Here is a 23,893-nt window from a genome sequence, read left to right on the forward strand (position 1 = left end):
GGAGGCAAGCGGATGGTCGGGGTAGGTCTTATCGGCACGGGTTTCATGGGCAAGTGCCACGCCATTGCCTGGAACGCGGTCGGCACCGTCTTTCCCGAAGTGGCCAAGCCAAGGCTGGTCCATCTGGGCGAGGTCAACGAGGATCTTGCCAAACGCCGTGCCAGCGAATTCGGCTTCGCCAAGGCCTCCGGCGATTGGCGCGCTGTCGTCGACGACCCGGAAGTCGATGTCATCTCGCTGACCACGCCGAACCAGTTCCACCCGGAAATGGCCATCGCCATCCTCGAAGCCGGCAAGCATCTGTGGTGTGAAAAACCGATGGCGCCGAGCTTCGCCGAGGCGCAAGCAATGGCTGCGGCGGCCCAAAAGTCCGGCAAGGTGGCCGCGCTCGGCTATAACTATATTCAGAACCCAGCGATCCGCCATATCGGCGCGCTGCTCGACGAGAAGATCATCGGCGAGGTCAACCATCTGCGTATCGAGATGGACGAGGACTTCATGGCCGATCCGGAGGCGCTGTTCTTCTGGAAGCACGAGGCGGCGTCCGGCTACGGCGCGCTCGACGATTTCGCCGTGCACCCGCTGTCGCTCATCGCCGTACTGTTCGGCCGCGTTGCCCGCGTCATGTGCGACATGGCCAAACCCTATGCCGACCGCCGCGTCGCCTCGGGCGGGCGCCGCGCGGTCGAGACCTACGACATCGCCAGCATCCTGATGCATCTCGAAAACGGCATCGCCGGCACGCTGCTGGTCAACCGTTCGGCCTGGGGCCGCAAAGGCCGGATCGCCATCCAGATTTTTGGCTCGAAGGGCTCGATCCTGTACGACCAGGAGCGGATGAATGAGTTCCAACTCTATCTGACGGCCGACCGGCCGACCGAGCAAGGCTACCGCACCATCCTGGTGGCGCCGCATCATAAGCCTTATGACGCCTTCCTGCCGGCGCCCGGTCACGGCCTTGGCTTTAATGATCTCAAGATCATCGAATGCCGGGAGCTGTTGACGCGGCTTGCCGGCAAGCCGGCGCGGATCATCGATTTCGACGAAGGCCTGGAGATCGAGCGCACGGTACACGCGATGGCGCGCTCGTTCGCGGAACAGCGCTGGATGGAGGTGCGGTAGTAAGTCCGCGCTGGTCTCCCCTTCTCCCCTTGTGGGAGAAGGTGGCCGAGCGAAGCTCGGTCGGATGAGGGGTGTTGGACGGATCGCTACAGCGAAGAAATAACCGCTTAAAATCCCTCAATATTTTACGCCGAGTTTCTTCCAGCACCCCTCATCCGGCTCGGCGCTGCGCGCCGATCCACCTTCTCCCACAAGGGGAGAAGGAGAAGTGCTCACGCGGCTCCCGGGCGATCGGCGATCATGGCACGTCTCGCCGACCGGCGCCGCTCGACGGCGTCGGCAAGGCCGTAAAGCACCGTCTCGGTGGTTGCCCAGTCGATGCAGCCATCGGTGATGCTCTGGCCATAGACGAGCGGCTTGCCGGGCACGACGTCCTGCCGGCCGGCGACGAGGTTGCTCTCGATCATGATGCCGACGATGCGCTCGTCGCCCGCCGCTACCTGGCCCGCCACGTCAGCCGCCACCAGCGGCTGGTTTTCCGGCTTCTTGCTGCTGTTGGCGTGGCTGACATCGATCATCAGCCGCGGCGCCACGCCGATCCGGCCGAGCTCAGCGGAGGCAGCAGCAATGCTTGCCGCGTCATAATTCGGCACAATACCGCCGCGCAGGATGACGTGGCAGTCCTCGTTGCCGGTGGTCGTCGCGATGGCGCTGCGCCCGCCCTTCGTCACCGCCATGAAATGATGCGGCTGGGCGGCGGACTTCACGGCTTCGGCGGCAATCCGCAAATTGCCGTCGGTGCCGTTCTTGAAGCCGACCGGGCAGGAGAGGCCCGATGCGAGCTCGCGATGGATCTGGCTCTCTGTTGTGCGCGCGCCGATCGCGCCCCAGGCGACGAGGTCGGCAATATATTGCGGGGTGGCCATGTCGAGGAATTCGGTCGCTGAGGGAAGGCCGAGATTGTTGACCGCCGAGAGCACGTTGCGTGCCATCCGCAGACCCTTGTCGATGTTGAAGCTGCCGTCGAGGTCGGGATCGTTGATCAGGCCCTTCCAGCCGACCGTCGTGCGCGGCTTCTCGAAATAAACCCGCATCACGATCTCCAGCCGGTCCGACAGGTTTTCACGCAGCGATGCCAAACGGCTGGCATAGTCTACGGCGGCGGCCGGGTCGTGGATCGAACAGGGGCCGACGACGACCACCAGCCGATCGTCGGCGCCGGTCAGCACGGCATGGATGGCATTGCGTGATGCGGCAACGGTGCGCGTCGCCGTCAGCGTGCGCGGTATTTCCCGCATCACCTCGTCGGGTGTGCTCAGTTCTCTGATTTCCTTGACCCGAAGATCGTCTGTGGTCGTCAACACGGCTTCTGCTCCTGATTGGGAGACCTGCCGGCTGAAACAAAAAAGCCGCCAGGTCTGGCGGCTGTTCGGATGTTATTGCTGCAATCTTCAGATCGAGCGCAATCCTCCCGCCGCCAGCGAGCTCATAAAGTACCAATATGTGGCGGTCAGGTTGATCATGAGGGCTGATATAGTCGATGCGGATGCGCTTGTCACGTGCCTGGTGAGGAGGAGGTTTACTCCAGCCCATTCGCGATTGGCTGAAGCCCCCCGAACTTCGTCATCCCAGGGCGAAGCAGGAGCGGAGCTCCGTCGCGGAGACCCTGGGATCCATGCCGTTGCCTTGGCCAAGGAGTGCTGCGGAACTAAATTCTGCATTGTAGCGACGCCTAGATGTCACGGCATGGATCCTCGGGTCTGCGCCGCGTCGCTGCGCTCCTTGCTCTGCCCGTGGATGACGAAGTGATGGGCGGCGTTCCGCTAGACTTGCCGGCGTTATTCCGGTGACGCCCCGGCGATGCTCTGATCGTAGTCGACCAGCGACCCGGTCATGACGCCGGACTGCGGGCTGATCATATAGCTGATCAACCGGGCAAGCTGCGCCGGTTTCACCAATTGGCCCATCGGCTGCGCGGCTTCGGCCTTCTCCAACCAGTCCTCCGGCGCGTCGTGCCATTTCTTCTGCACGATCGCCTCGCCCTCGGTGTCCATCCAGCCGGGCAGCACCGCATTGCAGCGGATGCGATTGCCGCGATAGGCATTGGCGACATTCTTGGTGAGTGTCGCCAGCGCTCCCTTGCTCGACGAATAGGGCGCCAGGAACGACTGGCCGCAATGCGCCGACATCGACAGCACGTTGACGATCGAGCCCGGTACCTGGCGCGCCAGCAAATGCGCCACCACGCCCTGCATCAGGAAAAACGGGCCGCGCACATTGGTCTGGAATATCTGGTCGAACAGATCCTCGGAGGTCTCGACCAGCGAGCCGCGAGCCGAGGTGGCAGCGGCGTTGACCAGCGCGTTGACGGTACCAAAATGGCCAATCGCCGTTTCGACCGCACGCTTGCAGTCGGCCACTTTTGAGACGTCGGCGCTGATGAAGATGGCATCGACGCCTGCCCCCTTGAGGATGGCGACAGCCTTGTCGCCCTTCTCCTGCGAGCGGCCGATCAGCGCCAGCGCCCGGCAGCCCTCATCGGCCAGCGCTTCGGCGACGGCAAAGCCGATGCCTTGTGCGCCGCCGGTGACGATGGCGCGTGTTTCGGAATTGCGACCGGCTGAACCGTTCATCGCCTTGCTCCTGTGCTTGATAGTCAGATTGTTTTGTCGAGGCGGACGGTCTTGCCTTCCTTGGCCGATTTCAGCGCCGCATCCGCCAGCCTGAGCGCCACCAGCCCGTCCTTGCCGCTCGGCGCCGCCTTCTTGCCTGACGTCGCTGCCGCGATGAAGGCAGCGATCTCGTTGGCATAAGCGTCGAGGTAACGGGTCATGAAGAAATCGTGCAGCGGCGGCCGCGTATAGCCTTTCTCATTGGCCAGTTCGATCGACACCGGCCGCTGGTTCTCGGCCGCAATCATGCCTTCCGAGCCATGCACCTCGATGCGCTGGTCGTAGCCGTAGGTGGCGCGGCGTGAGTTGGAGATAACGCATTGCTTGCCGGAGGCGGTTTCGAGGATGACGCTGACGCTGTCGAAGTCGCCGGCCTCGCCGATCTTCTTGTCGACCAGCACCGAAGCATGCGCGCTGACCGCCACCGGCTCCTCGCCGAGCAGGAAGCGCGCCATGTCGAAATCATGAATGGTCATGTCGCGGAAGATGCCGCCCGAGCGGCCGATATAGTCGAGCGGCGGCGGGCCGGGATCGCGCGAGGTGATTGTCACCATTTCGACAGTGCCGATGGCGCCGTCGTCGATCGCCTTGCGCACGGCGGCAAAATGCGGATCGAAGCGGCGGTTGAAGCCGACCATCAGGGTGGCGCCGGCCTTATCGACGACGGCCAGGCAACGTTCCACCCTGGCGGCGTCGAGGTCGATCGGCTTTTCGCAGAAAATCGCTTTACCCGCTTTGGCGAAGCGTTCGATCAGATCGGCATGGGTATCGGTCGGCGTGCAGATGACGACCGCATCGATATCGCCGGCCTTCTCGATGGCATCGATGCTGCGCACTTCGGCGCCATAGGCAGAGGCCAGATCGGTCGCCGCCTTCTCGAAGGCGTCGGCAACTGCGACCAGCCTGGCCTCAGGATTGGAACCGACGGCGCGAGCATGGACCTTGCCGATACGGCCGGCACCGAGAAGAGCAAAGCGAAGAGGCATGAAGAGTTTTCCTTTGAGAATGATTCGGAAGGGAGGGCGTGTCAGCGCCTGTGGCTCGGCGTTGGCCGTTACGCCGCAAGTTCCGCCTGCCCGGTCTTGGCGCCGGTAATGTAGGAGACGATATCGTTGCCGTCGGTGTCCTGCTTGCGCAAATTAGCGACGATGCGGCCGCGCCGGAAAACGACGATCCGATCGACCAGATCGAACACCTGGCGCATGTTGTGAGAGATCAGGATCAGCGGTTCGCCATTCTCCTTCAGCGTGCGGATGATGTTTTCGACCTGCATCGTCTCCTGCACGCCGAGTGCCGCCGTCGGCTCATCCATGATGATGAGCTTGGACGCAAAGGTCGCGGTTCTGGCAATTGCCACGCACTGGCGCTGGCCGCCCGACATGTGGCGGATAGTATTGGAAAGATTGGGGATCTTGACCGCTGTCCGGACCAAGGCTGCCTCGGTCGCCTTGCGCATGAACTTGCGATCGAGGATCGAGAAGGGCCCGAGATTGAAAAGCACCCGCTCGCGGCCGAGGAACAGGTTCGACGGCACGTCGAGGTCGTCGGCGAGCGCCAGGTTCTGGAACACCGTCTCGATGCCCGCCTCGCGGGCTTCGATTGGGCCGGCAAAATTCACTTCCTTGCCGTCGAACCACATCTTGCCGTTGGTGCGCTGCTCGACACCGGTGATCTGGCGCACGAAGGTCGATTTGCCGGCGCCATTGTCGCCCATGATGGCGACATGCTCGCCCTTGCGCAGCTCGAAGTCGGCACCCTCCAGCGCATGGACGCCGCCATAATACTTGGTCAGGTTTTCGGTTTTCAGGACGATGTCCGACATGATCAAGCCCTCATTGCCCGCAGGCGTTGGCGCCACTGGTCGAGAACGACTGCGCCGACGATGATCACGCCTTTGACCATCTCCTGATAATAGGCGTCGAGGCGCAGAAAGGTGAAGCCGGAGATGATGACGCCGAAGATCAGCGAGCCGATCACTGTCCCGATAATCGAACCGCGGCCGCCCGACAGCGAGACGCCGCCGATAACCGCCATGGCGATCGCGTCGAGCTCGTACATTACACCCATGCCGGCCTGGGCGGTGAGATTCTTGGAGCTCAGCACCACGGCGGCGAGCGCGGCGAGGACGCCGGCAATGACGTAGACGAGGATCTTGTGGTTGGCGATGTTGATGCCGGACATGCGCGCGGCGTCCTCATTGGAGCCGATTGCATAGCAGTGCTTGCCATATTTGGTGTAACTCAGGATCAGCTGGAACAGCACTGCGAGCGATATGAAAATGATGACCGGCATCAGCCCCTTGCCAATGGCGGCGAAACTCTCGGTCGGAAACGAGATCGGCTGCCCCTTTGACCACCATTTGGCGATGCCGCGCGCGGTGACCATCATGCCGAGCGTGGCGATGAACGGCGGGATGCGCGTGTAGGCGATCAAAGCGCCGTTGACCAGGCCGGCCAGCAGGCCGCAGCCGATCGCGACCAGCACGGGCACGATCACCGGCAGGTCGGTCCAGCCCTGCGCGATGAACATCGCCTTCGGGTTCGGGTTGCCATTGACGGTCGCCACCTGGGCGAAGCTCATGGCTATCATCGCCGTGGCGCCGACGATCGAACCTGAGGACAGGTCGATGCCGCCGGTAATGATCACCTGCGTCACGCCGATGGCAATGATGCCGACTATCGACACCTGCAGGATGATGATCTGCAGGCGCGCTTCGTTGAAGATCGCATCGATATTGTCGCGGGTGTTGAACAGGAAGCTGTCGCCCAGGAAAACCCGGCCGATCAGCTCGAAAGCGCCGACCAGGATGACGAGCGCCAGGAAGACGTTGAATTCGGCCGGCCATGCGCGCCGCTTCGCATCATAGCTGAGCCCGCCGACGCCGTGAGATGTCTGTGCCAATCGTGCTTCCTCCGTCAGCCACGGTCTCCACTCGGCGCTGTTCAGGCCGAGAGGGAAAAAGCGGAGCGGCGCTGTCTTACTTTGGCGCGCCGCTCCGTATCGGACAGGTCCGCCTCAGTTCTTCTTCAGGAACTTGTCGATGTTTGCCGGCGTGACCAACTGGAACGGGATGTAGACCTTGTGCTCGACCTTCTCGCCCTTCGCCAGCTTGAGCGCTGCGTCAAGCGCGCCGGCACCCTGGCCGGCCGCGTCCTGGAACACCGTCGCATCGAGGTCGCCCGTCTGCATCGCGGCAAGCGCATCCTGGGTAGCGTCGACCCCGCCGACGACAACCGACTTCATGTCGATGTTGGCGGCCTTCATCGCCTGGATGGCGCCGATGGCGCTTTCGTCATTATTGGCGATGACGCCGTCGAACGGCTTGCCGGTCGACAGCCAGTTGGTCATCAGGTTCTGCGCTTCTTCGCGCTTCCAGTTCGACGTCTGCTTGTCGATGATCTTGATGAAGCTGCACTCCGGCGTGGCGATCACGTCGTCAATGTCCTTGGTGCGCTGCACCGCTGCCTGGTTCGACAGCTCGCCCATGATCACATAGACGTTGGCTTCAGTCTTGCCGGCCTCCTTGAACAGGCGGCAGACCTCCTTGGTCTCGAGCGTGCCGGAATCGGCTTCGTTCGAGGCGACGAAGGCCTGGTTTTCGGGCAGCGTGTCGACGTTGACCGGCTCGCGATTGACATAGACCAGTGGAATCTTGGCAGCGGCGGCTGCGTCCGACATCGCCTGAGTCGCCGAGGTGTCGACCGGGTTGACGATGATGGCGTCGACGCCTGAGGCGGCGAAGTTCTTGATCTGGTCGAGTTGCTTAGCGACGTCGTTCTGCGCATCCTCCACCTGCAGCTCGACGCCGTCCATGCCCTTGGCCTGTTCAATCATGCCGTTGCGCAGCACGGTGAGAAAATTGTCGTCGAACAACGCCATCGACACGCCGATCTTGGCAGCAAAGGCGGACGAACTCATCAGCGCCGCGAACGCGACGCCCAAAAGCAGTTTTTTCATTTTATTTCTCCTCCACATTGGTGTCCGGCTGCACCGATCTACCCGGAATCCCCGATCTCGCGGGGAATTCTCTCCCGATTGCCATTTTTAGTTCCGGAGGCATTTGCCTGAAACAGATCTTCCGGAACGAAAGAACCAAAATTCTCAGTTGGTGAAATATTTATTCCATTTCGCTTGGGCGTCAAGCGAGATTTCGCCATGAGGAATGGATTTTCGGCATTTCGAGCGCTTTTAGACGGACGCTAACGCAAGCCAGGCCTGAAAGCGTTCTGATAGATTACATCATGTCTGCCGCCGATGACCGCGACGTCAGATGTTTTCCGGCAGATAAATGTCGAAGGGCAGAAAGGTCTGGCCCGGCGCATTCGCAGCGCCGGTCTCGATGGCATGCGCCATCAGCCCGACAAGCTCGCGGCAAAGCGCCGCCAGTGGCGTCGAGATCACCATGGTCAGGAAATTATCTGCCAGCGCCGCGCGGGAGTCGGGCGTGATCTCGTTGCAGACGACCGCCGGCATCTCAGCCGGCTTTGCCTCCCTCAGCGCCGAGATCGCGCCTTCCATGCCGCCACCGGCGACATAGCAACCGGCGAGATCAGGGTGGCGGGCCAGAAGCTCGATCATTGCATCATGCGTGATCTGGTTCGCTTCCAGATTGACCAACGTCTCGAGGAGAGTGAATTCCGGCGCCTGCTCGCGAAAGAAGGAGCGAAAACCGATCTCGCGAAGCTCATGGCCATGGAAGCGATGGCTGCCGACGAAGAGGGCAACCTTGCCAGGTCTCTTCGCGGCCTTCGAGATCATCCAGGCAGCGGTGCGGCCGACCTTGCGATTGTCCAGGCCAACATAGCCCTCGCGAATACCGGACGCAAAGTCGGAAAGCAGGGAGAACACCGGTACGCCATTGGCTTTGAGAGCCTCGACGGCGACGGTCAGCGTCGGGTGATCAGGCCCGACCAGGGCGACGGCCCTGGATTTGGCGGCCAGCTTGCGCATCCGCTCGACGATCTCGTCCGGCGCCAGCGAAGCGGCGAAGTCGATGGTGGCCACGCCGCGAAAGCGCGGCGACTGCGATACCGCCAGTTCAAGCTCGCGGGCAAATTCACTGTAGAAGACGTCCTCCCGTCTCAACAGCAGGAACCCGAGCCGGTATTCGGGCAATTCATGGCGCATCCGCTGCTTGATCAATCCGGCTGCGTGATAGCCGATGCTGGTCGCGGCCTCATAGACGCGGCGCGCGGTTTCCTCGCGCACCGGCAAGCGGTTGTTCAGTACCCGGTCGACGGTGGCAACGCTGACCCCCGAAATGCGCGCCAGGTCGGTGATCGTCGGCCGTTTCGCCATCGCTGCCTCATTCCACTGTTTGGCCCTTTTACACCATTATGATGGAAAATGATAGAAACTATCTTTGTGATATTGAGCCTATCAGGGCTCGGCGTTATTTTGAACGCTGACCGAACATGATCGAGGCCTCCGCTATGGTGGATATTGGACTCCGAACCGGGAATACGAGCTCCGCAGCAGCGTCCCGACGCGACTACAGCCTGATCGGCCGCGACGCGAAGCTTGCCGTCGAGAGCGGGCTGGCGGAGGCCGAGTGGTATCACACCGACGTGCCGCGCAAGCAGATGAAGGAGCTGATGCAGCGCTCCGACGGCCCGGCGATCCGCGATACCATCATCTGGCTCGGCACCATGATCCTCAGCGGCGCCGGCGCCGCCTGGTTCTGGGGCAGCTGGTGGTGCGTGCCGTTCTTCTTCGTCTATGGCGTCCTCTACGGTTCCTCCACCGATTCACGCTGGCACGAATGCGGCCACGGCACCGCCTTCAGGACGCAGTGGATGAACGACGTGGTCTATCAGATCGCCTGCTTCATGATCATGCGCAATCCCGTGACCTGGCGCTGGAGCCACACGCGCCATCATACCGATACCATCATCGTCGGCCGCGATCCGGAGATCTCGGTGATGCGTCCGCCCGATCTGCTGCGCGTGGTGCTCAACTTCGTCGGCATTCTCGACGCCTGGCAGGCGATGAGCGACATGCTGCGCAATGCAGCCGGTATCGTCAGTCCGGCCGAAAGAACCTTCATTCCCGACCAGGAGCAGCCGAAGGCAATTCGCATTGCCCGCATCTGGACGACAATCTATGCCGCGACCATTGCGCTGGCGCTCTATACCGGCTCGTTCCTGCCGCTGATGCTGGTCGGTCTGCCCAGGCTTTACGGTGCCTGGCACCATGTCATGGTCGGCCTGCTGCAGCATGGCGGCCTGGCTGAAAACGTCACCGATCACCGGCTCAACAGCCGCACCGTCTACATGAACCCGATAAGCCGCTTCATCTACTGGAACATGAACTACCATGTCGAGCATCACATGTTTCCCATGGTGCCCTATCATGCGCTGCCCAGGCTGCACGAACTGATCAAGCACGATCTGCCGGCGCCGACACCGTCCATCCTGGCCGGCTACCGCGAGATGATACCGGCTTTCCTGCGCCAGCTGCGCAATGAGGATTATTTCATCAAGCGCGAACTGCCGCCGACGGCGAGGCCCTATCGCGAGGATTTCCACAGCGATAACGCTGCTGTTGCGGTGGCTGCTGAATGACAAGCCCATGCCAAGGCATCAAACATCGAGGGACCCGTAAATGAGCGACTGGGTCGAGGCCTGTGACGCCGAGGACATCGACGAAGAGGACGTGATGCGCTTCGACCATGGCGGCCGCACCTTTGCCATCTATCGCAGCCCCGACGACGGGTATTTCGCCACCGACGGGCTTTGCACGCATGAGAAGGTGCATCTGGCCGACGGGCTGGTGATGGACGATATCATCGAATGCCCGAAGCATAATGGCCGCTTCAACTACAAGACAGGGGCTGCCAGGGGCGCGCCGGTCTGCGTCGATCTCAGGACCTATCCGGTCAAGGTCGACGCCGGCAAAGTCCTTGTCCGGATCGGTTGATGATGACGAAGGGAATGGTCATCATTGGCGCCGGCGAATGCGGCGGGCGCGCCGCCCTTGCGCTGCGCGAGCTCGGCTATGATGGACCGGTGACGCTGGTCGGCGACGAGCCGCATCTGCCCTATGAGCGGCCGCCGCTGTCGAAAGACGCGATGGTTGCCGACGCGCCGCTGCTCAAGGCAATCGCCACCGACGCGATCCTGGCCGAAAGATCGATCAGGCATATCCATTCGGTTCAGGCGGTGGCGATCGACCGCGCGGCGCATGTCGTGCGCCTCTCGGACGGTTCCGTCCTGGCCTACGACAAGCTCCTGCTGGCGACCGGTTCGGTGCCGCGCAAGCTGCCGATGCCGGGCCTTGGCGGGCGCTGCGTCTACCTCCGGACCTTCAACGACGCGCTGGCCATTCGCGCCCATCTCAGCGCCGGAAATCGCATCGCCATCATTGGCGGCGGCTTCATCGGGCTTGAGCTTGCCGCGGCGGCACGCAGACTGGGTGCGGCGGTCACAGTTATCGAGGCGCAGCCGCGCATCTTGATGCGCGGCGTGCCGGCCGAGATCGCTGAGATCATCCATCAGGCGCATGAAGCCGAAGGCGTGAAAATCCTGTGCGGCGAGGGCATCGCCGCCATTGCCGATGATGGCGCCGAAGTGCGCATCGCGCTCGCCGGTGGACACGACATTGTCGCCGATCTTGCCGTGATCGGCATCGGCGCCGTGCCGGTGACCGGACTTGCCGCGGAGGCGGGGCTGACCGTCGACAATGGTGTCGCCGTCGACGCCGAGCTTCGCACCAGCGACCGGGATATCTTTGCCGCCGGCGATTGCTGTTCGTTTCCGCTCGCCATCTATGGCGGCCGGCGCGTGCGGCTCGAAGCTTGGCGCAATGCACAGGAGCAGGGCGCGCTCGCCGCAAGGAATATGCTTGGCGCCGGCGAGTCCCATGCGGCGGTGCCGTGGTTCTGGTCGGATCAGTACGGCCTGACCTTGCAGATCGCCGGCCTGTCGGACGAAGGCCGCAGCATCGTGCGCCGCGACCTCGGCTACGGCGCCTTCATCCTGTTCCACCTCGCCGAGGACGGCAGGCTGGTTGCGGCAAGCGGCATCGGCCCAGGCAACGCGGTCGCCCGCGACATAAGGCTGGCCGAGATGCTGATTGCAAAGCAGGCAAGGCCGGCGCCGGAAGCGCTAGTCTCGCAGGCGGTCAAATTAAAATCGCTGCTGGCGGCTTGATCCGCCGCGTGGATAATTGGCCGAACGCGTTCGGCTAAAACAGCGCTTTCAGCTCCGGCAGCTTGTCGTTGACCAGCCAGCCATAGTAATTTTCCTCGGGCAGCTTTTCCGGCTCGCCCGCAGCGCGGCGCTTGTCGTTCTCGGCTTTCAGCGCATAGGCGCGCTGTTCGGGATTGCCGACATTGTAGAGCGTCGACGTGATGCCGGGATTGCCTGAGATGTCGAAGCCGGCAATGCTTTTATAGGCGTCGATCGACTTCCTTATCGTCGCCGCGACATAAGGCAGTGTCAGGTCAGGGTCCATGATCGTCTTGTAGACCGCATTGGGGTCACCGACGTCGAGTTCCGGCAGGCCGGAAACCTTGTGCACGAGATCGCTCATCTGCAGTGCCGTCAGCGGATTGAGCTGGCCAAGGCCAAAAGTCTGGCCGGCATAATAAGGCTGGAAGAAAGTGGCGCCGAAGCGGTCGTTGGGAAAGCTCTCGCCGTTGACGGTTTTGCCGCGGAACGACCGGTTCCACACCTGTTCGCGGCACTCCCACAGATCGTAGCTGTCGGACTTCCCTGCGCATTTCGCAAATTGCGGCCGTTGCACGAAATCGGTGATGTCCTCGCCATCATAGGCAAAGGAGAGCTTGCTCGACAGATACGAGATCGCCTTGACGTAATAGGTCTGCAGCCGGTCATAGGCATCGACATTATAGGTATGCTCGCCGACGATGGCTCCAACGATATGCATTGGGTCGATGTCATAGGCCGCGGCTGCCTGCTTGATCTTACCGCGCAGCTCGGCATCGTTCTGGAGCAGCGCAAAGACTTTGCGGTATTTCGCCTGGAAGGTGGTGTTGGTCGCCTGGGTGCGCCGGCTCGAAGCGCCCGGTATGTCGGGCTGCTCGGTGTTGCGGTTGCCCGGCGGCACCATCGTTGCCGCTTGTGCGGCGAACATGGCTGCCGCCAGCGTCAGCCCCAAAATGACGAGGATTAGTTTTTTCATGCGCCGCCGCCCAAATAGTCGCCGGCAAACTAGGTAATGCTCCACCGGGAGTCGAGAGACGCCTGCACCCGACGGGACGAAAGCTTGCCGGATGCTTCCATTTGGCCACACATCGGGAATGCTGGGCCAAATTGGGGAGGCCGGGAGCAATTCCCCGACCCTCTTCGAGAATGAAGCGTCTCCTACAGGATGAAACGCGACAAGTCCGTGTTTCTGGAGAGGTCACCGACATGCTTCTCGACATAGGCGGCATCGATGGTCACCGAGGTGCCGTTGCGGTCCGGCGCGTCATAGGAGATATCGTCCAGCACCCGTTCCATCACCGTCTGCAGCCGCCTGGCGCCAATATTCTCGACGCTGGCGTTGAGGTCCACGGCGATGCCGGCCAACGAATCGATGGCGTCGTCGGTGAAGACCAGATCGACGCCTTCGGTCTTCATCAGCGCGATATACTGCTTGATCAGGCTGGCTTCGGTCTCGGTGAGGATGCGGACGAAATCGCCCTTCTCCAGCGCCCGCAGCTCGACGCGGATCGGCAGGCGGCCCTGCAATTCCGGCAGCAGATCGGAGGGCTTGGCGACGTGGAACGCACCCGAGGCGATGAACAGGATGTGGTCGGTCTTCACCGGTCCGTATTTGGTCGCAACCGTGGTGCCTTCGACCAGCGGCAGCAGGTCGCGCTGCACACCTTCACGCGAAACACCGGCACCGATGCCGCCTTCGCGCGAGGCGATCTTGTCGATCTCGTCAAGGAAGACAATGCCGTCATTCTCGGTCGATTCGAGTGCCCTGCGCACTACTTCGTCCTGATCGAGCAGCTTGTCGGACTCGTCGCTGATCAACAGCCCGTAGGACTCCTTGACGGTCGTCTTGCGCAACTTGGTCTTCTTGCCGCCCATCGCTTTCGACAGCATATCGTTGATGTTGAGCACGCCGATATTGGCGCCCGGCATGCCGGGGATCTCGAAGCCGGGCATGCCGCCATTGCCGGTATCGGCCACTTCGATCTCAATCTCCTTGTCGTCGAGCTCGCCGTCGCGCAGCTTCTTGCGGAAACTGTCACGGGTGGCCGGGCTCGCCGTCTTGCCGACGAGCGCTTCGAGCACCCGTTCCTCGGCGTTGATGTGGGCACGCGCCTTGACGTCCTCGCGCATCTTCTCGCGAACCAGCCCGATGGCGATCTCGACCAGGTCGCGGATGATCTGCTCGACATCGCGGCCGACATAACCGACCTCGGTGAACTTGGTGGCTTCGACCTTGACGAAAGGCGCACCGGCAAGGCGTGCCAGGCGGCGCGAAATCTCGGTCTTGCCGACGCCGGTCGGGCCGATCATCAGGATATTCTTCGGCATCACCTCTTCGCGCATCTGGCCCTCGAGCTGCTGGCGGCGCCAGCGGTTGCGCAAGGCAATCGCCACGGCACGCTTGGCGTCTTTCTGGCCGATGATGAAGCGGTCGAGTTCCGAAACGATTTCGCGAGGAGAGAAGGTGCTCATGTCACTAAATTCCACTTTGCCACTGCCGAACGGACTCGAACGGATGCAGCAGCATGATCACGTTGAGTGTCAGATTGTCCCGGATGAGATAGCCGACACCGAATTCGAAGATGAGGGCGAGGGTTACGATCACCCATATAGGAAGCCTTCGCGCCATGACAAACCCCAGCACCATGGCCAGCGTGTCCGACACCGAATTGATGATGCTGTCGCCATAATAGTCGAGCGAGATCGTGCCGGCGCGATAGCGATCGATGATGAAAGGGCTGTTCTCGAGCAGCTCCCAGCCGCCCTCTATAACCACCGCAAAGGCCAGCCTGAGCCCGATCGGCGAGCGCGGGAAAACGAACCACGCCAGCGCATAGAACAGGAAGCCGTGAATGATGTGCGAGAAGCTGTACCAGTCCGAAATATGCTGGGAATTCTCCGAGCTTTGCACAATGCCGTGCCACAGCTTGACGTAGCCGCAGGTACAGATCGGCGTCCGCCCCATGCCGTAGAGGACCCCGGCCTGGAAGATGACCAGGCCGAGAACCAGCAGAAGCCCCATTCGCCAACTGTCGTAGTAGGCCGAGACGGTTTTGTCGCTGGATACGCTCATGCTGCTATTGCCCCTCTTCTGCGTCACCCTGTTCGGCATCACCCTCTGGGGCATCAATCGCCATCAGCACGGCATCGCCATATTCCGACTTCCTGCGATCGATAGCCGTGAAACCGGCCTTTTCATAGGCACGGATAGCCCGTGCATTGGCGGGGTCCGGGTCGATGATGACGCGCGGCGTACCTTCCTCGAAAAGCTGCTCGACGAACTGCCGGACGATCGCCGAGCCGTGGCCGACCCCGACAAGCTCCGGCACGCCGATCGACAGATCGATGCCGAGCGTGCCGAACGGCTGGTCGCTATAGGGATGGCCGTCCTCCAGATGCGGATCGTAGCTCTGCAAATAGCCGATGGGCTTTCCGTCGAGCTCGATAATCAGCGGCTCGACCGAAATGCTGTCGATATGCTCGCGGATCTCCGCAATCTCGGTCTCTGGGTCGTTCCACCATTCGGCGACATGCGGCTCGGCAAGCCAGCCGGCGATCATCGGCAGGTCCCTCTGGGTCACCGGCCGAAAACCATAGCGGAGGCTCCGCTCAGGCGGCATCGAGGGTTTCGACGACGAAGTTGTTGTTGGTGTAGACGCAAATGTCTGACGCGATCTGCATCGCCTTGCGGGCGATCTCCTCTGCGCCCTTGTCGCTGTCCACCAGCGCGCGTGCCGCTGCCAGCGCGTAATTGCCGCCCGAGCCGATGGCCATGACGCCAAATTCGGGCTCCAGCACGTCGCCGGTGCCGGTCAGCGCCAGCGACACCGACTTGTCGGCCACCAGCATCATCGCTTCCAGCCGCCGCAAATAGCGGTCGGTGCGCCAGTCCTTGGCAAGCTCGACGCAGGCGCGTGTCAGCTGGTCGGGATATTGTTCGAGCTTGGCTTCAAGCCGCTCGAGCAGAGTGAAGGCATCGGCGGTGGCGCCGGCGAAACCGGCGATGACGTTGCCGCCCTTGCCGATGCGGCGCACCTTCTTGGCGTTGCCTTTCATGATGGTCTGGCCGAGGCTGACCTGGCCGTCGCCGGCGATCACCACCTTGCCGCCCTTGCGCACGGTCAGGATGGTCGTGGCATGCATGGTCAGTTCATTCGACATTTTCTGCTCCGATAAGCACCGATCCCATCGAGGCGATCGGCGCGTTACGAGTGACTTGATCGGCCATATGTATGCATAGGCCGGACGATTGCAAACCGGCCATCCACCGGGTCGGATCGGGCTCCGCAGCGGTAACTGGCAATCGCCGGATCATGCTGCTAGAAGGCTTTCGTTTTCAGGCATGTGAACGCCTGAATCGTGCAAAATCTGAGACAAGGATGAGGTCATGGCGCCCCGTTCCGCCGAGATAAGCCGCAAGACCAGGGAAACCGACATCGCCGTATCGGTTCAGGTCGACGGCTCGGGCAAATCCGACATTTCGACGGGCGTCGGCTTCTTCGACCATATGCTGGACCAGTTGTCGCGCCATTCGCTGATCGACATGACCGTGAGGGCCAAGGGCGACCTGCACATAGACGACCACCACACGGTCGAGGATACGGGCATTGCGCTCGGCCAGGCGCTGGCCAAGGCATTGGGCGAGCGGCGCGGCATCATGCGCTACGCCTCGATCGATCTCGCCATGGACGAGACACTGACGCGGGCGGCAATCGATGTCTCCGGCCGGCCTTTTCTGGTCTGGAATGTTTCATTCTCGTCGCCGAAGATCGGTACGTTCGACACCGAGCTGGTGCGCGAATTCTTCCACGCGCTGGCGCAGAATGCCGGCATCACGCTGCATGTCACCAATCATTACGGCGCCAACAACCACCACGTCGCCGAGACCTGCTTCAAGGCCGTGGCGCGTGTGTTGCGTTCGGCACTTGAGCGCGACCTGCGCCAGCCGGACGCGGTTCCCTCCACCAAGGGATCCCTGAAAGGGTAACGCCATGGCCATCTATGTCGTAATGGAGCCGCCAGGCCGCAGCGAAAGCGTGGACACTACCTTTATCCGTGACGGCTTTGCCTGGCTCGGCTTCCTAGTGCCGCCGCTGTGGCTGGCCTGGCACCGGCTGTGGGTCGAGGCGGCATTGGCGTTTGTCGCCATGGGCCTGCTCTCGATGCTGGGCGAAAGGCTGGACCTGGAAACAGCCGGCTCGCTTTTATCCCTGCTTGTCATGCTCTTTGTCGGACTGGAAGGGCAGGGCTTGCGGATCGCAGCCCTGCGCCGTCGCGGCTGGCATGAATGGGGCGTGGTCGAGGCCGACAGGCTCGACGACGCAGACGTCCGCTATGCATTGGAAGCCGATGCTCAGTCGGATGAACAACCGACGGTGCAACGCATCGTCCCAGACGCAGCACATGCCCGGTCGGCGCAGATGGGCCTGGCGCTGGGGCTGAACCATATTCCGGGAAAGCCCTGAGATGAGGGTGGCGATCATCGATTACGGGTCGGGCAATCTGCGCTCGGCCACCAAGGCCTTCGAGCGTGCTGCGCATGAAGCCGGCATTGCCGCCGCGATCGAACTCACCGCCGATGCCGAGCGGGTCAGGACCGCCGACCGCATCGTCCTGCCCGGCGTCGGTGCCTATGCCGATTGCGCCGCTGGACTGCGTGCGGTCGCCGGCATGTGGGAAGCGGTCGAGGAGGTGGCGATCGCCAAGGCTCGGCCGTTCCTCGGCATCTGCGTCGGCATGCAGCTGATGTCGGAGCGAGGCCTGGAAAAGACCGTCACAAAGGGCTTTGGCTGGGTCGCCGGCGACGTCAAGGAGATCACGCCGGCCGATCCGACACTGAAGATCCCGCAGATCGGCTGGAACACGATTGACCTGAAGCGCAAGCATCCGCTGTTTTCCGGCATTGCGACGGGTGGCAAGGGACTGCACGCCTATTTCGTCCACTCCTACCATCTCGATGCACGGAAGGAGGATGAGGTGCTGGCGGTTGCCGACTATGGCGGCCCGGTAACGGCCGCTGTCGCCCGCGACAACCTAGCCGGAACGCAATTCCACCCCGAGAAGAGCCAGGCGCTGGGCCTGGCGCTGATCACCAATTTCCTAGGCTGGAGGCCCTGAACCATGAGCAAGAAGGGCTATTGGATGGCAATGGTCGATGTCCACGATCCCGAGATCTACAAGCAGTACATCGAGGCCAATGCCGCGGCTTTCGCGAAATACGGCGCGAAGTTCCCGGTGCGCGCCGGGCGGTACACCAGCCCGGAAGGACCGGCAGGCAATCGCCACGTGCTGGTGGAATTCGAATCCTATGAAAAGGCGCTGGAATGCTACGGCTCGCCTGAATACCAGGAGGCCTTGAAGTACAGGCTCGCCGGCTCGACCGGCCACTTTGTCATCGTCGAAGGCGCCTGAAGGTGTTTCTGTTTCCGGCGATAGACCTCAAGGACGGCAAATGCGTGCGCCTCAGGCATGGCGACATGGCGACCGCCACCATCTACAATGACGATCCCGCCGCTCAGGCGCGCGCCTTCGCAGAGCAGGGCTTCGAATGGTTGCACGTCGTCGACCTCAACGGCGCCTTCAAGGGCCAGAGCGTCAACAGCGCCGCGGTCGGCGCCATCCTGAAGGCGACGAGCAATCCGGTGCAGCTCGGCGGCGGCATCCGCACCCTGGCGCAGATCGAGGACTGGCTCGACCGTGGGCTGGCCCGCGTCATTCTTGGCACGGTGGCGGTGCGCGATCCGGATCTGGTCAGGCAGGCCTGCAAGGCATTCCCGGGCAAGATCGCCGTCGGCATCGACGCCAAGGGCGGCAAGGTCGCGGTCGAAGGCTGGGCTGAAGCCTCGAGCCTCGGCGTCATTGAACTGGCGAGGAAATTCGAGGGTGCCGGCGTCGCCGCCATCATCTACACCGATATCGACCGCGACGGTGTGCTGACCGGCATCAACTGGGACGCCACCATCGATCTCGCCGACGCGGTGTCGATCCCGGTTATCGCCTCGGGCGGGCTCGCCTCGATCGCCGACATCGTGCGCATGACCCTGCCCGATGCCCGCAAGCTCGAAGGCGCGATCTCCGGACGCGCCCTCTACGACGGCCGCATCGACCCGGCCGAGGCATTGGCGATCCTGCGTGGCAAACCGATGGCAGGGGTGTGAAACGTGAAGGTCTCGATTATCGTTGCTCCCTACGACAGCGGGCACTATCACGAAGGGTGCGGCCAGGGGCCGGACGCCATCATCGGCGGTGGGCTGGTCGAAGCCCTGACCGTGGCTGGCCATGACGTCGCCGTCGAAGATATCGGCAAGGTCGGAGACGAGCAGGGGCGCGAAATTGCAACCGGCTTCGCCGTCTGCAACGCCGTCGCGACCAGGGTTAACCTCGCCCGCGATGGAGGACGCTTCCCCATTATCCTTGCTGGAAATTGCCTGACCGCCGCCGGTGCGGTCGCCGGTGAAGTTGCGGATTCGATCATCTGGATCGACCAGCATGGCGATCTCAACACGCCGGAGACGTCCTCCTACGGCTTTCTCGACGGCATGGCGCTGGCGGCGACGCTCGGGCTCTGCTGGCATCCGATGGCGGCAGCAATTCCGGCGTTCCGGCCGATAGACCCGGCGCGCTGCATGCTGGTCGATGCCCGCGACCTCGATCCCGACGAAAAGCGACTGCTGGAAACTTTGCCGATCGTGCGCACCGAATGTGCCGGTGCACTCGATATGATCGGAAAGCTCACGGCGACAGGGACTGTGCGGGCGCATCTGCATCTCGACCTGGATGTCCTCGATCCGGATGTGTTGCAGGTGAACCGCTACGCGCACCCGGGCGGCCCGAGTCCGGAACAGCTACGGCAGCTTGCCTGCGGACTGGCCAGGTCAATCCCAATCGTCGGCGTGACGCTCTCGGCCTACGACCCGGCCTTTGATTCCCAGTCCGAAGTTCCGCCCGTCGTCGGCCAGCTGCTTGTCGACTTTCTTGCGGCGATCGAGAGGATCTGATGCTGAAAGCCCGCGTCATCCCCTGTCTCGACGTCAAGAACGGCCGTGTCGTCAAGGGCGTCAATTTCGTCGACCTGGTCGATGCCGGCGATCCCGTCGAAGCGGCAAAAGCCTATGACGCGGCCGGCGCCGACGAGCTCTGCTTTCTCGACATCACCGCCTCGTCGGAAAACCGCGAGACCATTTTCGATGTCATCGCCCGCACCGCCGAACAATGTTTCATGCCGCTGACCGTTGGCGGTGGCGTCCGTCAGGTCGCCGACATCAGGAAGCTGCTACTGGCCGGCGCCGACAAGGTGTCGATCAACACGGCGGCGGTGAAGACCCCAAATTTTGTCGCCGAGGCTGCCGACAAATTCGGCAACCAGTGCATCGTCGTCGCCATCGATGCCAAGAAAGTGTCCGCTGCGAGCGAGGCTGATCGCTGGGAGATATTCACCCATGGCGGCCGCGAGAAGACCGGCATCGACGCCGTCGAGTTCGCTCGGCGAGTGGTCGATCTCGGCGCCGGCGAGATCCTGCTAACATCGATGGACCGCGACGGCACCAAGGCCGGCTACGACATAGCCCTTACCCGCGCGGTCGCCGATGCCGTATGCGTGCCGGTCATCGCTTCCGGTGGCGTCGGCACGCTCGACCACCTTGTCGAAGGCATTCGCGACGGCCATGCCGGCGCGGTGCTGGCGGCGTCGATCTTCCATTTCGGCACCTACAGCATCGCCGAAGCCAAGCTGCACATGGCTCAGGCCGGACTGCCGATGCGGCTGGACTCGCCGGGTAATCGGTCCTAGAGCCTTTCCGGCTAAGAAGAGGCCGTAAACGCCGTCATGACCGAGTTCTCGCTCTCCGAACTGGAGAAGATTATTGGCGAACGCGCACGTTCCGGCGATCCGGATTCGTGGACGGCCAAGCTCTTTCAGCGCGGCATGAGCAAGGCAGCGCAGAAACTCGGCGAAGAGGCGGTCGAAACGGTGATCGCAGCCGTCAGCGCCGACCGGGACGCGCTTGTTTCGGAAAGCGCCGATCTCATCTATCATTGGCTTGTCGTTCTCGGCATAGCGGACATTCCGCTGAGCGATGTGCTCAACGAGCTTGAACGCCGCACCGGTCGTTCGGGCATCGCCGAAAAGGCGTCTCGGCTGGACCGGGGCTGATCGCTGCGGAGGAACTCGATGGACCAGCTCGCTCCTACCGAGAAGTATTCACCCTATCGTTTCTTCTCGGCCGAGCAATGGTCGCGGTTCCGCGCCGATACGCCGATGACGCTCACCGAGGACGAGGTCCGTCGTCTGCGGTCGCTGAACGATCCGGTCGATCTCCACGAGGTCGAGCGCATCTATCTTTCGATGTCACGGCTGTTGTCGGCTCATGTCGAAGCCAGTCAACTCCTGTTCAGGCAACGCCAGGCCTTCTTCAACGCGCTGGACGCGGCCAAGACACCGTTCATCATCGGCATTGCAGGTTCCGTGGCGGTCGGCAAATCGACCACGGCGCGCGTGCTAAAGGAGCTGCTGGCGCGCTGGCCGTCGAGTCCCAAGGTCGACCTGGTCACCACCGACGGTTTCCTGCTGCCGAACGAAATCCTGCGCCGCAACAATTTGATGGAGCGCAAGGGCTTTCCGGACAGCTACGACGTCGGCGCGCTGCTGCGCTTCCTGTCTGGCATCAAATCGGCGCAGCGCAACGTCCGCGCGCCGGTCTATTCGCACCTGACCTATGACGTCATTCCGGGCGAGTTCCAGACCATCGACCGGCCCGACATCCTGATCTTCGAAGGCATTAATGTCCTGCAGCCGGGCAAGCTGCCCAAGGACGGCAAGATCGTGCCTTTCCTGTCGGATTTCTTCGACTTCGCCATCTATATCGATGCCGAGGAGGCGCTGATCCATCACTGGTATATCGCCCGCTTCATGCGGCTGCGCGAAACCGCCTTCCGCGACCCGGCCTCCTTCTTCCACCGCTATTCGCAACTTTCCGAGGATGCGGCCCGCGCCATCGCCGAGGGCCTGTGGACCAACATCAACCTGAAGAATCTGCGCGAGAATATATTGCCGACCCGCGCCCGAGCCGATCTCATCCTGCGCAAGGGCGCCAACCATCTGGTCGAGGAAGTGGCGCTCAGGAAACTGTGAAATCCCGGGACATTCCTTAAAGTCATCTTAACCCAGTCTTTCTATTGTCGGGCCTGATCTGCGGGCTCGGCAAACAAATGAATGCGCCATTCCTAAACATCGATCGGCCGGCAGCTGACCGCATCGCACGTCCGGGCAGCGGCGGCGCAACGATTGCCCTGATCGTGCCTGTCCACAATGAGGAAGGCGCAATTGCTCCATTCCTGAAGGCGGTATGCGAAAGCACCGCGCCGCTGAAGGACAAAGGCGTTGCCCTCGAGTTCATCTTCGTCAACGACGGCAGCAGCGATACGACGCTCGAAAAGCTGATCGAAGCCCAACAAACCGATCCACGTATCCACGTAATCGACCTTTCACGCAATTTCGGCAAGGAAGCCGCGATGACCGCGGGGCTCGACAGCTGCGATGCCGATGCAGCGATCCCGATGGATGTCGATATGCAGGATCCGCCGCATGTCATTCCGCTGCTTGTGGAAAAGTGGCGCGAGGGTTTTGAGGTTGTTCTGGCCAAGCGAGCCAATCGGTCGAGCGACAGCTTTCTCAAGCAGCGCTCCGCCTCGATGTTCTACCGCGTTCACAACTGGATCGCGCAGCAGAAGATCCCGCACGATGTCGGCGACTTCCGTTTGATCGACCGCCAGGTCATCCAGGCGCTGCGGTCTTTGCCCGAACGCCGTCGTTTCATGAAGGGCCTGTTCGCCTGGGTCGGGTTCCGCACCGCAAGCGTCGAATATGTCCGCGATCAGCGCATCGCCGGCCAGTCGAAATTCTCCGGCTGGAAGCTGTGGAACTTCGCGCTCGAAGGCATCACCAGCTTCTCCACCGCTCCGCTTGAAATCTGGACCTATGTCGGCGCGACGATTTCCGCGCTGTCGTTCCTGTACGGCCTGCTGATCGTCGCCAAGACAATGATCTTTGGCGTTGATGTGCCCGGCTACGCCTCCCTGCTGGTCAGTGTTCTTTTCCTTGGCGGCATCCAGTTACTCGGCATCGGCATTATCGGACAATACCTCGGCAGGGTCTACGCCGAGATCAAGCAGCGTCCGATCTACATCGTGCGCCGCAAATATGAGGGAATGAGCTGATGGAGATCGACGCCTACCGACAGATGGCCGCCACCGAAGACGAGCATTGGTGGTTCTGCGGGCGTCGCGCCATCGCCGAGGCGGTCATTCGCAGCATCGGCCTGCCTGAAAACGCGCGCATCGTCGAGATCGGCGCCGGCACCGGCGGCAACATCCGGATGCTGGAGCAGTTCGGCGCAGTGACGGCAGTCGAGATGAGCGATCTCGCGCGCAGGATTGCCTGGGAAAAGACCGGCCGCGACTTCCTCGCCGGACATCTGCCGGACAACATTCCCGTCGCGCCGCAAAGCTGCGACCTCGTCTGCCTGTTCGACGTGCTGGAGCATGTCGCCGAAGACGAGGCGTCGCTTGCCGCGATCCGCCAAGTGCTGAAACCGGGCGGCAGCGTCGTCCTCACTGTGCCCGCACACCAATGGTTGTGGAGCACGCATGATGTGGGGCTGCATCATATGCGGCGCTATTCACGCAATCTGCTGCGTGAACGAATCGAAAGGGCTGGTTTCGCGATCGACCGGCTGAGCTACACAAATGCCGCGCTCTTCCCGGTAGCGGCGCTGGCACGACTGGTGGACAGGTTGCGCAAGTCGGCCTTGCCAGCCGGCCATGCCACGCCGCCAAAACCACTGAATGCGGCGATGAAGGCAGTGTTTTCGGCGGAAGGCCGCATCATACCAAATGCAAGCTTGCCCTTCGGGGTTTCGCTGCTGGCGGTATTCCGCGAGGACAGCGCCGTCGAAACCGCTCGCCTCGACGAGAAATTGGCAGCTTGACCGCGTC

Annotated in this window: 27 protein-coding genes; 15 read left to right on the forward strand and 12 right to left on the reverse strand. The window is 62.2% G+C overall.

All coding sequences use genetic code 11. The annotated features are described in order from the left end of the window. Positions 1-12 precede the first annotated feature (12 nt). Positions 13-1,122, forward strand: a complete 1,110-nt coding sequence (locus NKI54_RS10700) for a Gfo/Idh/MocA family protein (RefSeq protein ID WP_352691450.1) — start codon at positions 13-15, stop codon at positions 1,120-1,122. Positions 1,123-1,334: 212 nt separating this feature from the next. Here NKI54_RS10700 and NKI54_RS10705 read toward each other — a convergent pair whose 3' ends face one another. The 7 genes from NKI54_RS10705 to NKI54_RS10735 form a co-directional block, all read right to left on the reverse strand. After that, entirely contained in the window at positions 1,335-2,426 is a 1,092-nt protein-coding gene (locus tag NKI54_RS10705; protein WP_352691452.1) for a 3-deoxy-7-phosphoheptulonate synthase, read from the reverse strand. Between the two features lie 474 nt (positions 2,427-2,900). Then, positions 2,901-3,695 carry an SDR family oxidoreductase gene (locus NKI54_RS10710; protein ID WP_023677517.1) on the reverse strand — a complete coding sequence of 265 codons (795 nt, stop codon included), beginning with the start codon at positions 3,693-3,695 and terminating at the stop codon, positions 2,901-2,903. Positions 3,696-3,718: 23 nt separating this feature from the next. Continuing rightward, complete coding sequence (gene iolG, locus NKI54_RS10715) at positions 3,719-4,720, reverse strand: inositol 2-dehydrogenase (protein WP_352691455.1); 1,002 nt, start codon at positions 4,718-4,720, stop codon at positions 3,719-3,721. 68 nt (positions 4,721-4,788) lie between these two features. Beyond that, complete coding sequence (locus NKI54_RS10720; protein ID WP_352691457.1) at positions 4,789-5,556, reverse strand: ATP-binding cassette domain-containing protein; 768 nt, start codon at positions 5,554-5,556, stop codon at positions 4,789-4,791. Positions 5,557-5,558: 2 nt separating this feature from the next. After that, entirely contained in the window at positions 5,559-6,635 is a 1,077-nt protein-coding gene (locus tag NKI54_RS10725) for an ABC transporter permease (RefSeq protein WP_292655972.1), read from the reverse strand. Between the two features lie 114 nt (positions 6,636-6,749). Next, a complete protein-coding gene (locus NKI54_RS10730; protein ID WP_352691460.1) occupies positions 6,750-7,691 on the reverse strand; it encodes a sugar ABC transporter substrate-binding protein in 942 nt (313 codons plus the stop codon). Between the two features lie 309 nt (positions 7,692-8,000). After that, positions 8,001-9,032: a LacI family DNA-binding transcriptional regulator gene (locus NKI54_RS10735; RefSeq protein WP_023677522.1), complete on the reverse strand. Its 1,032-nt coding sequence runs from the start codon at positions 9,030-9,032 to the stop codon at positions 8,001-8,003. Positions 9,033-9,148: 116 nt separating this feature from the next. Between NKI54_RS10735 and NKI54_RS10740 the strand changes: the two genes are divergently transcribed. From NKI54_RS10740 to NKI54_RS10750, 3 genes are read left to right on the forward strand one after another with little or no spacing between them, the layout of a single operon-like run. After that, entirely contained in the window at positions 9,149-10,297 is a 1,149-nt protein-coding gene (locus NKI54_RS10740) for a fatty acid desaturase family protein (RefSeq protein ID WP_502898212.1), read from the forward strand. Positions 10,298-10,337: 40 nt separating this feature from the next. Further along, positions 10,338-10,652 (forward strand): MocE family 2Fe-2S type ferredoxin, encoded by a 315-nt coding sequence (locus tag NKI54_RS10745; protein ID WP_352454826.1) that lies wholly within the window; start codon positions 10,338-10,340, stop codon positions 10,650-10,652. Between the two features lie 2 nt (positions 10,653-10,654). Continuing rightward, a complete protein-coding gene (locus tag NKI54_RS10750; protein WP_352635044.1) occupies positions 10,655-11,884 on the forward strand; it encodes an NAD(P)/FAD-dependent oxidoreductase in 1,230 nt (409 codons plus the stop codon). A gap of 34 nt (positions 11,885-11,918) precedes the next feature. Here the strand turns inward: NKI54_RS10750 and NKI54_RS10755 are convergent, their stop codons facing one another. The 5 genes from NKI54_RS10755 to hslV all read right to left on the reverse strand — a co-directional run bounded on the left by NKI54_RS10755 (position 11,919) and on the right by hslV (position 16,063). After that, the gene (locus NKI54_RS10755; RefSeq protein WP_352576350.1) at positions 11,919-12,878 is read right to left on the reverse strand and encodes a DUF1402 family protein; all 960 of its coding nucleotides are present in this window, start codon (positions 12,876-12,878) and stop codon (positions 11,919-11,921) included. Between the two features lie 182 nt (positions 12,879-13,060). Further along, entirely contained in the window at positions 13,061-14,374 is a 1,314-nt protein-coding gene (hslU, locus tag NKI54_RS10760; RefSeq protein ID WP_352454824.1) for an ATP-dependent protease ATPase subunit HslU, read from the reverse strand. Positions 14,375-14,378: 4 nt separating this feature from the next. Then, positions 14,379-14,975 carry a DUF2585 domain-containing protein gene (locus NKI54_RS10765; protein WP_352634846.1) on the reverse strand — a complete coding sequence of 199 codons (597 nt, stop codon included), beginning with the start codon at positions 14,973-14,975 and terminating at the stop codon, positions 14,379-14,381. Between the two features lie 4 nt (positions 14,976-14,979). After that, positions 14,980-15,522: a GNAT family N-acetyltransferase gene (locus tag NKI54_RS10770; RefSeq protein ID WP_352634848.1), complete on the reverse strand. Its 543-nt coding sequence runs from the start codon at positions 15,520-15,522 to the stop codon at positions 14,980-14,982. Further along, a complete protein-coding gene (gene hslV / locus NKI54_RS10775; protein WP_023677530.1) occupies positions 15,512-16,063 on the reverse strand; it encodes an ATP-dependent protease subunit HslV in 552 nt (183 codons plus the stop codon). Before hslV ends, NKI54_RS10770 begins: the two co-directional genes overlap by 11 nt. Before the next feature lie 226 nt (positions 16,064-16,289). Here hslV and hisB point away from each other — a divergent pair, with 226 nt between their 5' ends. The 11 genes from hisB to NKI54_RS10830 all read left to right on the forward strand — a co-directional run bounded on the left by hisB (position 16,290) and on the right by NKI54_RS10830 (position 23,886). Beyond that, positions 16,290-16,889, forward strand: coding sequence for an imidazoleglycerol-phosphate dehydratase HisB (gene hisB / locus NKI54_RS10780; protein ID WP_352634850.1), 600 nt, complete (start codon positions 16,290-16,292; stop codon positions 16,887-16,889). 4 nt (positions 16,890-16,893) lie between these two features. Further along, entirely contained in the window at positions 16,894-17,367 is a 474-nt protein-coding gene (locus tag NKI54_RS10785) for a DUF2628 domain-containing protein (protein ID WP_023677532.1), read from the forward strand. A 1-nt stretch (position 17,368) separates the two neighbouring features. Beyond that, positions 17,369-18,019, forward strand: a complete 651-nt coding sequence (gene hisH / locus NKI54_RS10790; protein ID WP_023677533.1) for an imidazole glycerol phosphate synthase subunit HisH — start codon at positions 17,369-17,371, stop codon at positions 18,017-18,019. Between the two features lie 3 nt (positions 18,020-18,022). Further along, positions 18,023-18,313: a DUF1330 domain-containing protein gene (locus NKI54_RS10795; protein ID WP_023677534.1), complete on the forward strand. Its 291-nt coding sequence runs from the start codon at positions 18,023-18,025 to the stop codon at positions 18,311-18,313. 2 nt (positions 18,314-18,315) lie between these two features. After that, positions 18,316-19,059 carry a 1-(5-phosphoribosyl)-5-[(5-phosphoribosylamino)methylideneamino]imidazole-4-carboxamide isomerase gene (gene hisA / locus NKI54_RS10800; RefSeq protein ID WP_023677535.1) on the forward strand — a complete coding sequence of 248 codons (744 nt, stop codon included), beginning with the start codon at positions 18,316-18,318 and terminating at the stop codon, positions 19,057-19,059. Between the two features lie 3 nt (positions 19,060-19,062). Next, positions 19,063-19,899 (forward strand): arginase family protein, encoded by an 837-nt coding sequence (locus NKI54_RS10805; protein ID WP_352634852.1) that lies wholly within the window; start codon positions 19,063-19,065, stop codon positions 19,897-19,899. Continuing rightward, the gene (gene hisF, locus NKI54_RS10810) at positions 19,896-20,690 is read left to right on the forward strand and encodes an imidazole glycerol phosphate synthase subunit HisF (RefSeq protein ID WP_352635046.1); all 795 of its coding nucleotides are present in this window, start codon (positions 19,896-19,898) and stop codon (positions 20,688-20,690) included. The genes NKI54_RS10805 and hisF overlap by 4 nt, the downstream gene beginning before the upstream one ends. A gap of 36 nt (positions 20,691-20,726) precedes the next feature. Further along, the gene (locus NKI54_RS10815; RefSeq protein WP_352645299.1) at positions 20,727-21,053 is read left to right on the forward strand and encodes a phosphoribosyl-ATP diphosphatase; all 327 of its coding nucleotides are present in this window, start codon (positions 20,727-20,729) and stop codon (positions 21,051-21,053) included. Between the two features lie 18 nt (positions 21,054-21,071). Next, complete coding sequence (gene coaA, locus NKI54_RS10820) at positions 21,072-22,031, forward strand: type I pantothenate kinase (RefSeq protein WP_023677538.1); 960 nt, start codon at positions 21,072-21,074, stop codon at positions 22,029-22,031. A gap of 77 nt (positions 22,032-22,108) precedes the next feature. Then, a complete protein-coding gene (locus NKI54_RS10825) occupies positions 22,109-23,116 on the forward strand; it encodes a glycosyltransferase family 2 protein (RefSeq protein WP_352454814.1) in 1,008 nt (335 codons plus the stop codon). Then, entirely contained in the window at positions 23,116-23,886 is a 771-nt protein-coding gene (locus tag NKI54_RS10830; RefSeq protein ID WP_023677540.1) for a class I SAM-dependent methyltransferase, read from the forward strand. Before NKI54_RS10825 ends, NKI54_RS10830 begins: the two co-directional genes overlap by 1 nt. The last annotated feature ends 7 nt before the right edge of the window (positions 23,887-23,893 follow it).

Source organism: Mesorhizobium sp. M0663, from assembly GCF_040320585.1.
In the GTDB taxonomy this organism is placed as follows: Bacteria; Pseudomonadota; Alphaproteobacteria; order Rhizobiales; family Rhizobiaceae; genus Mesorhizobium.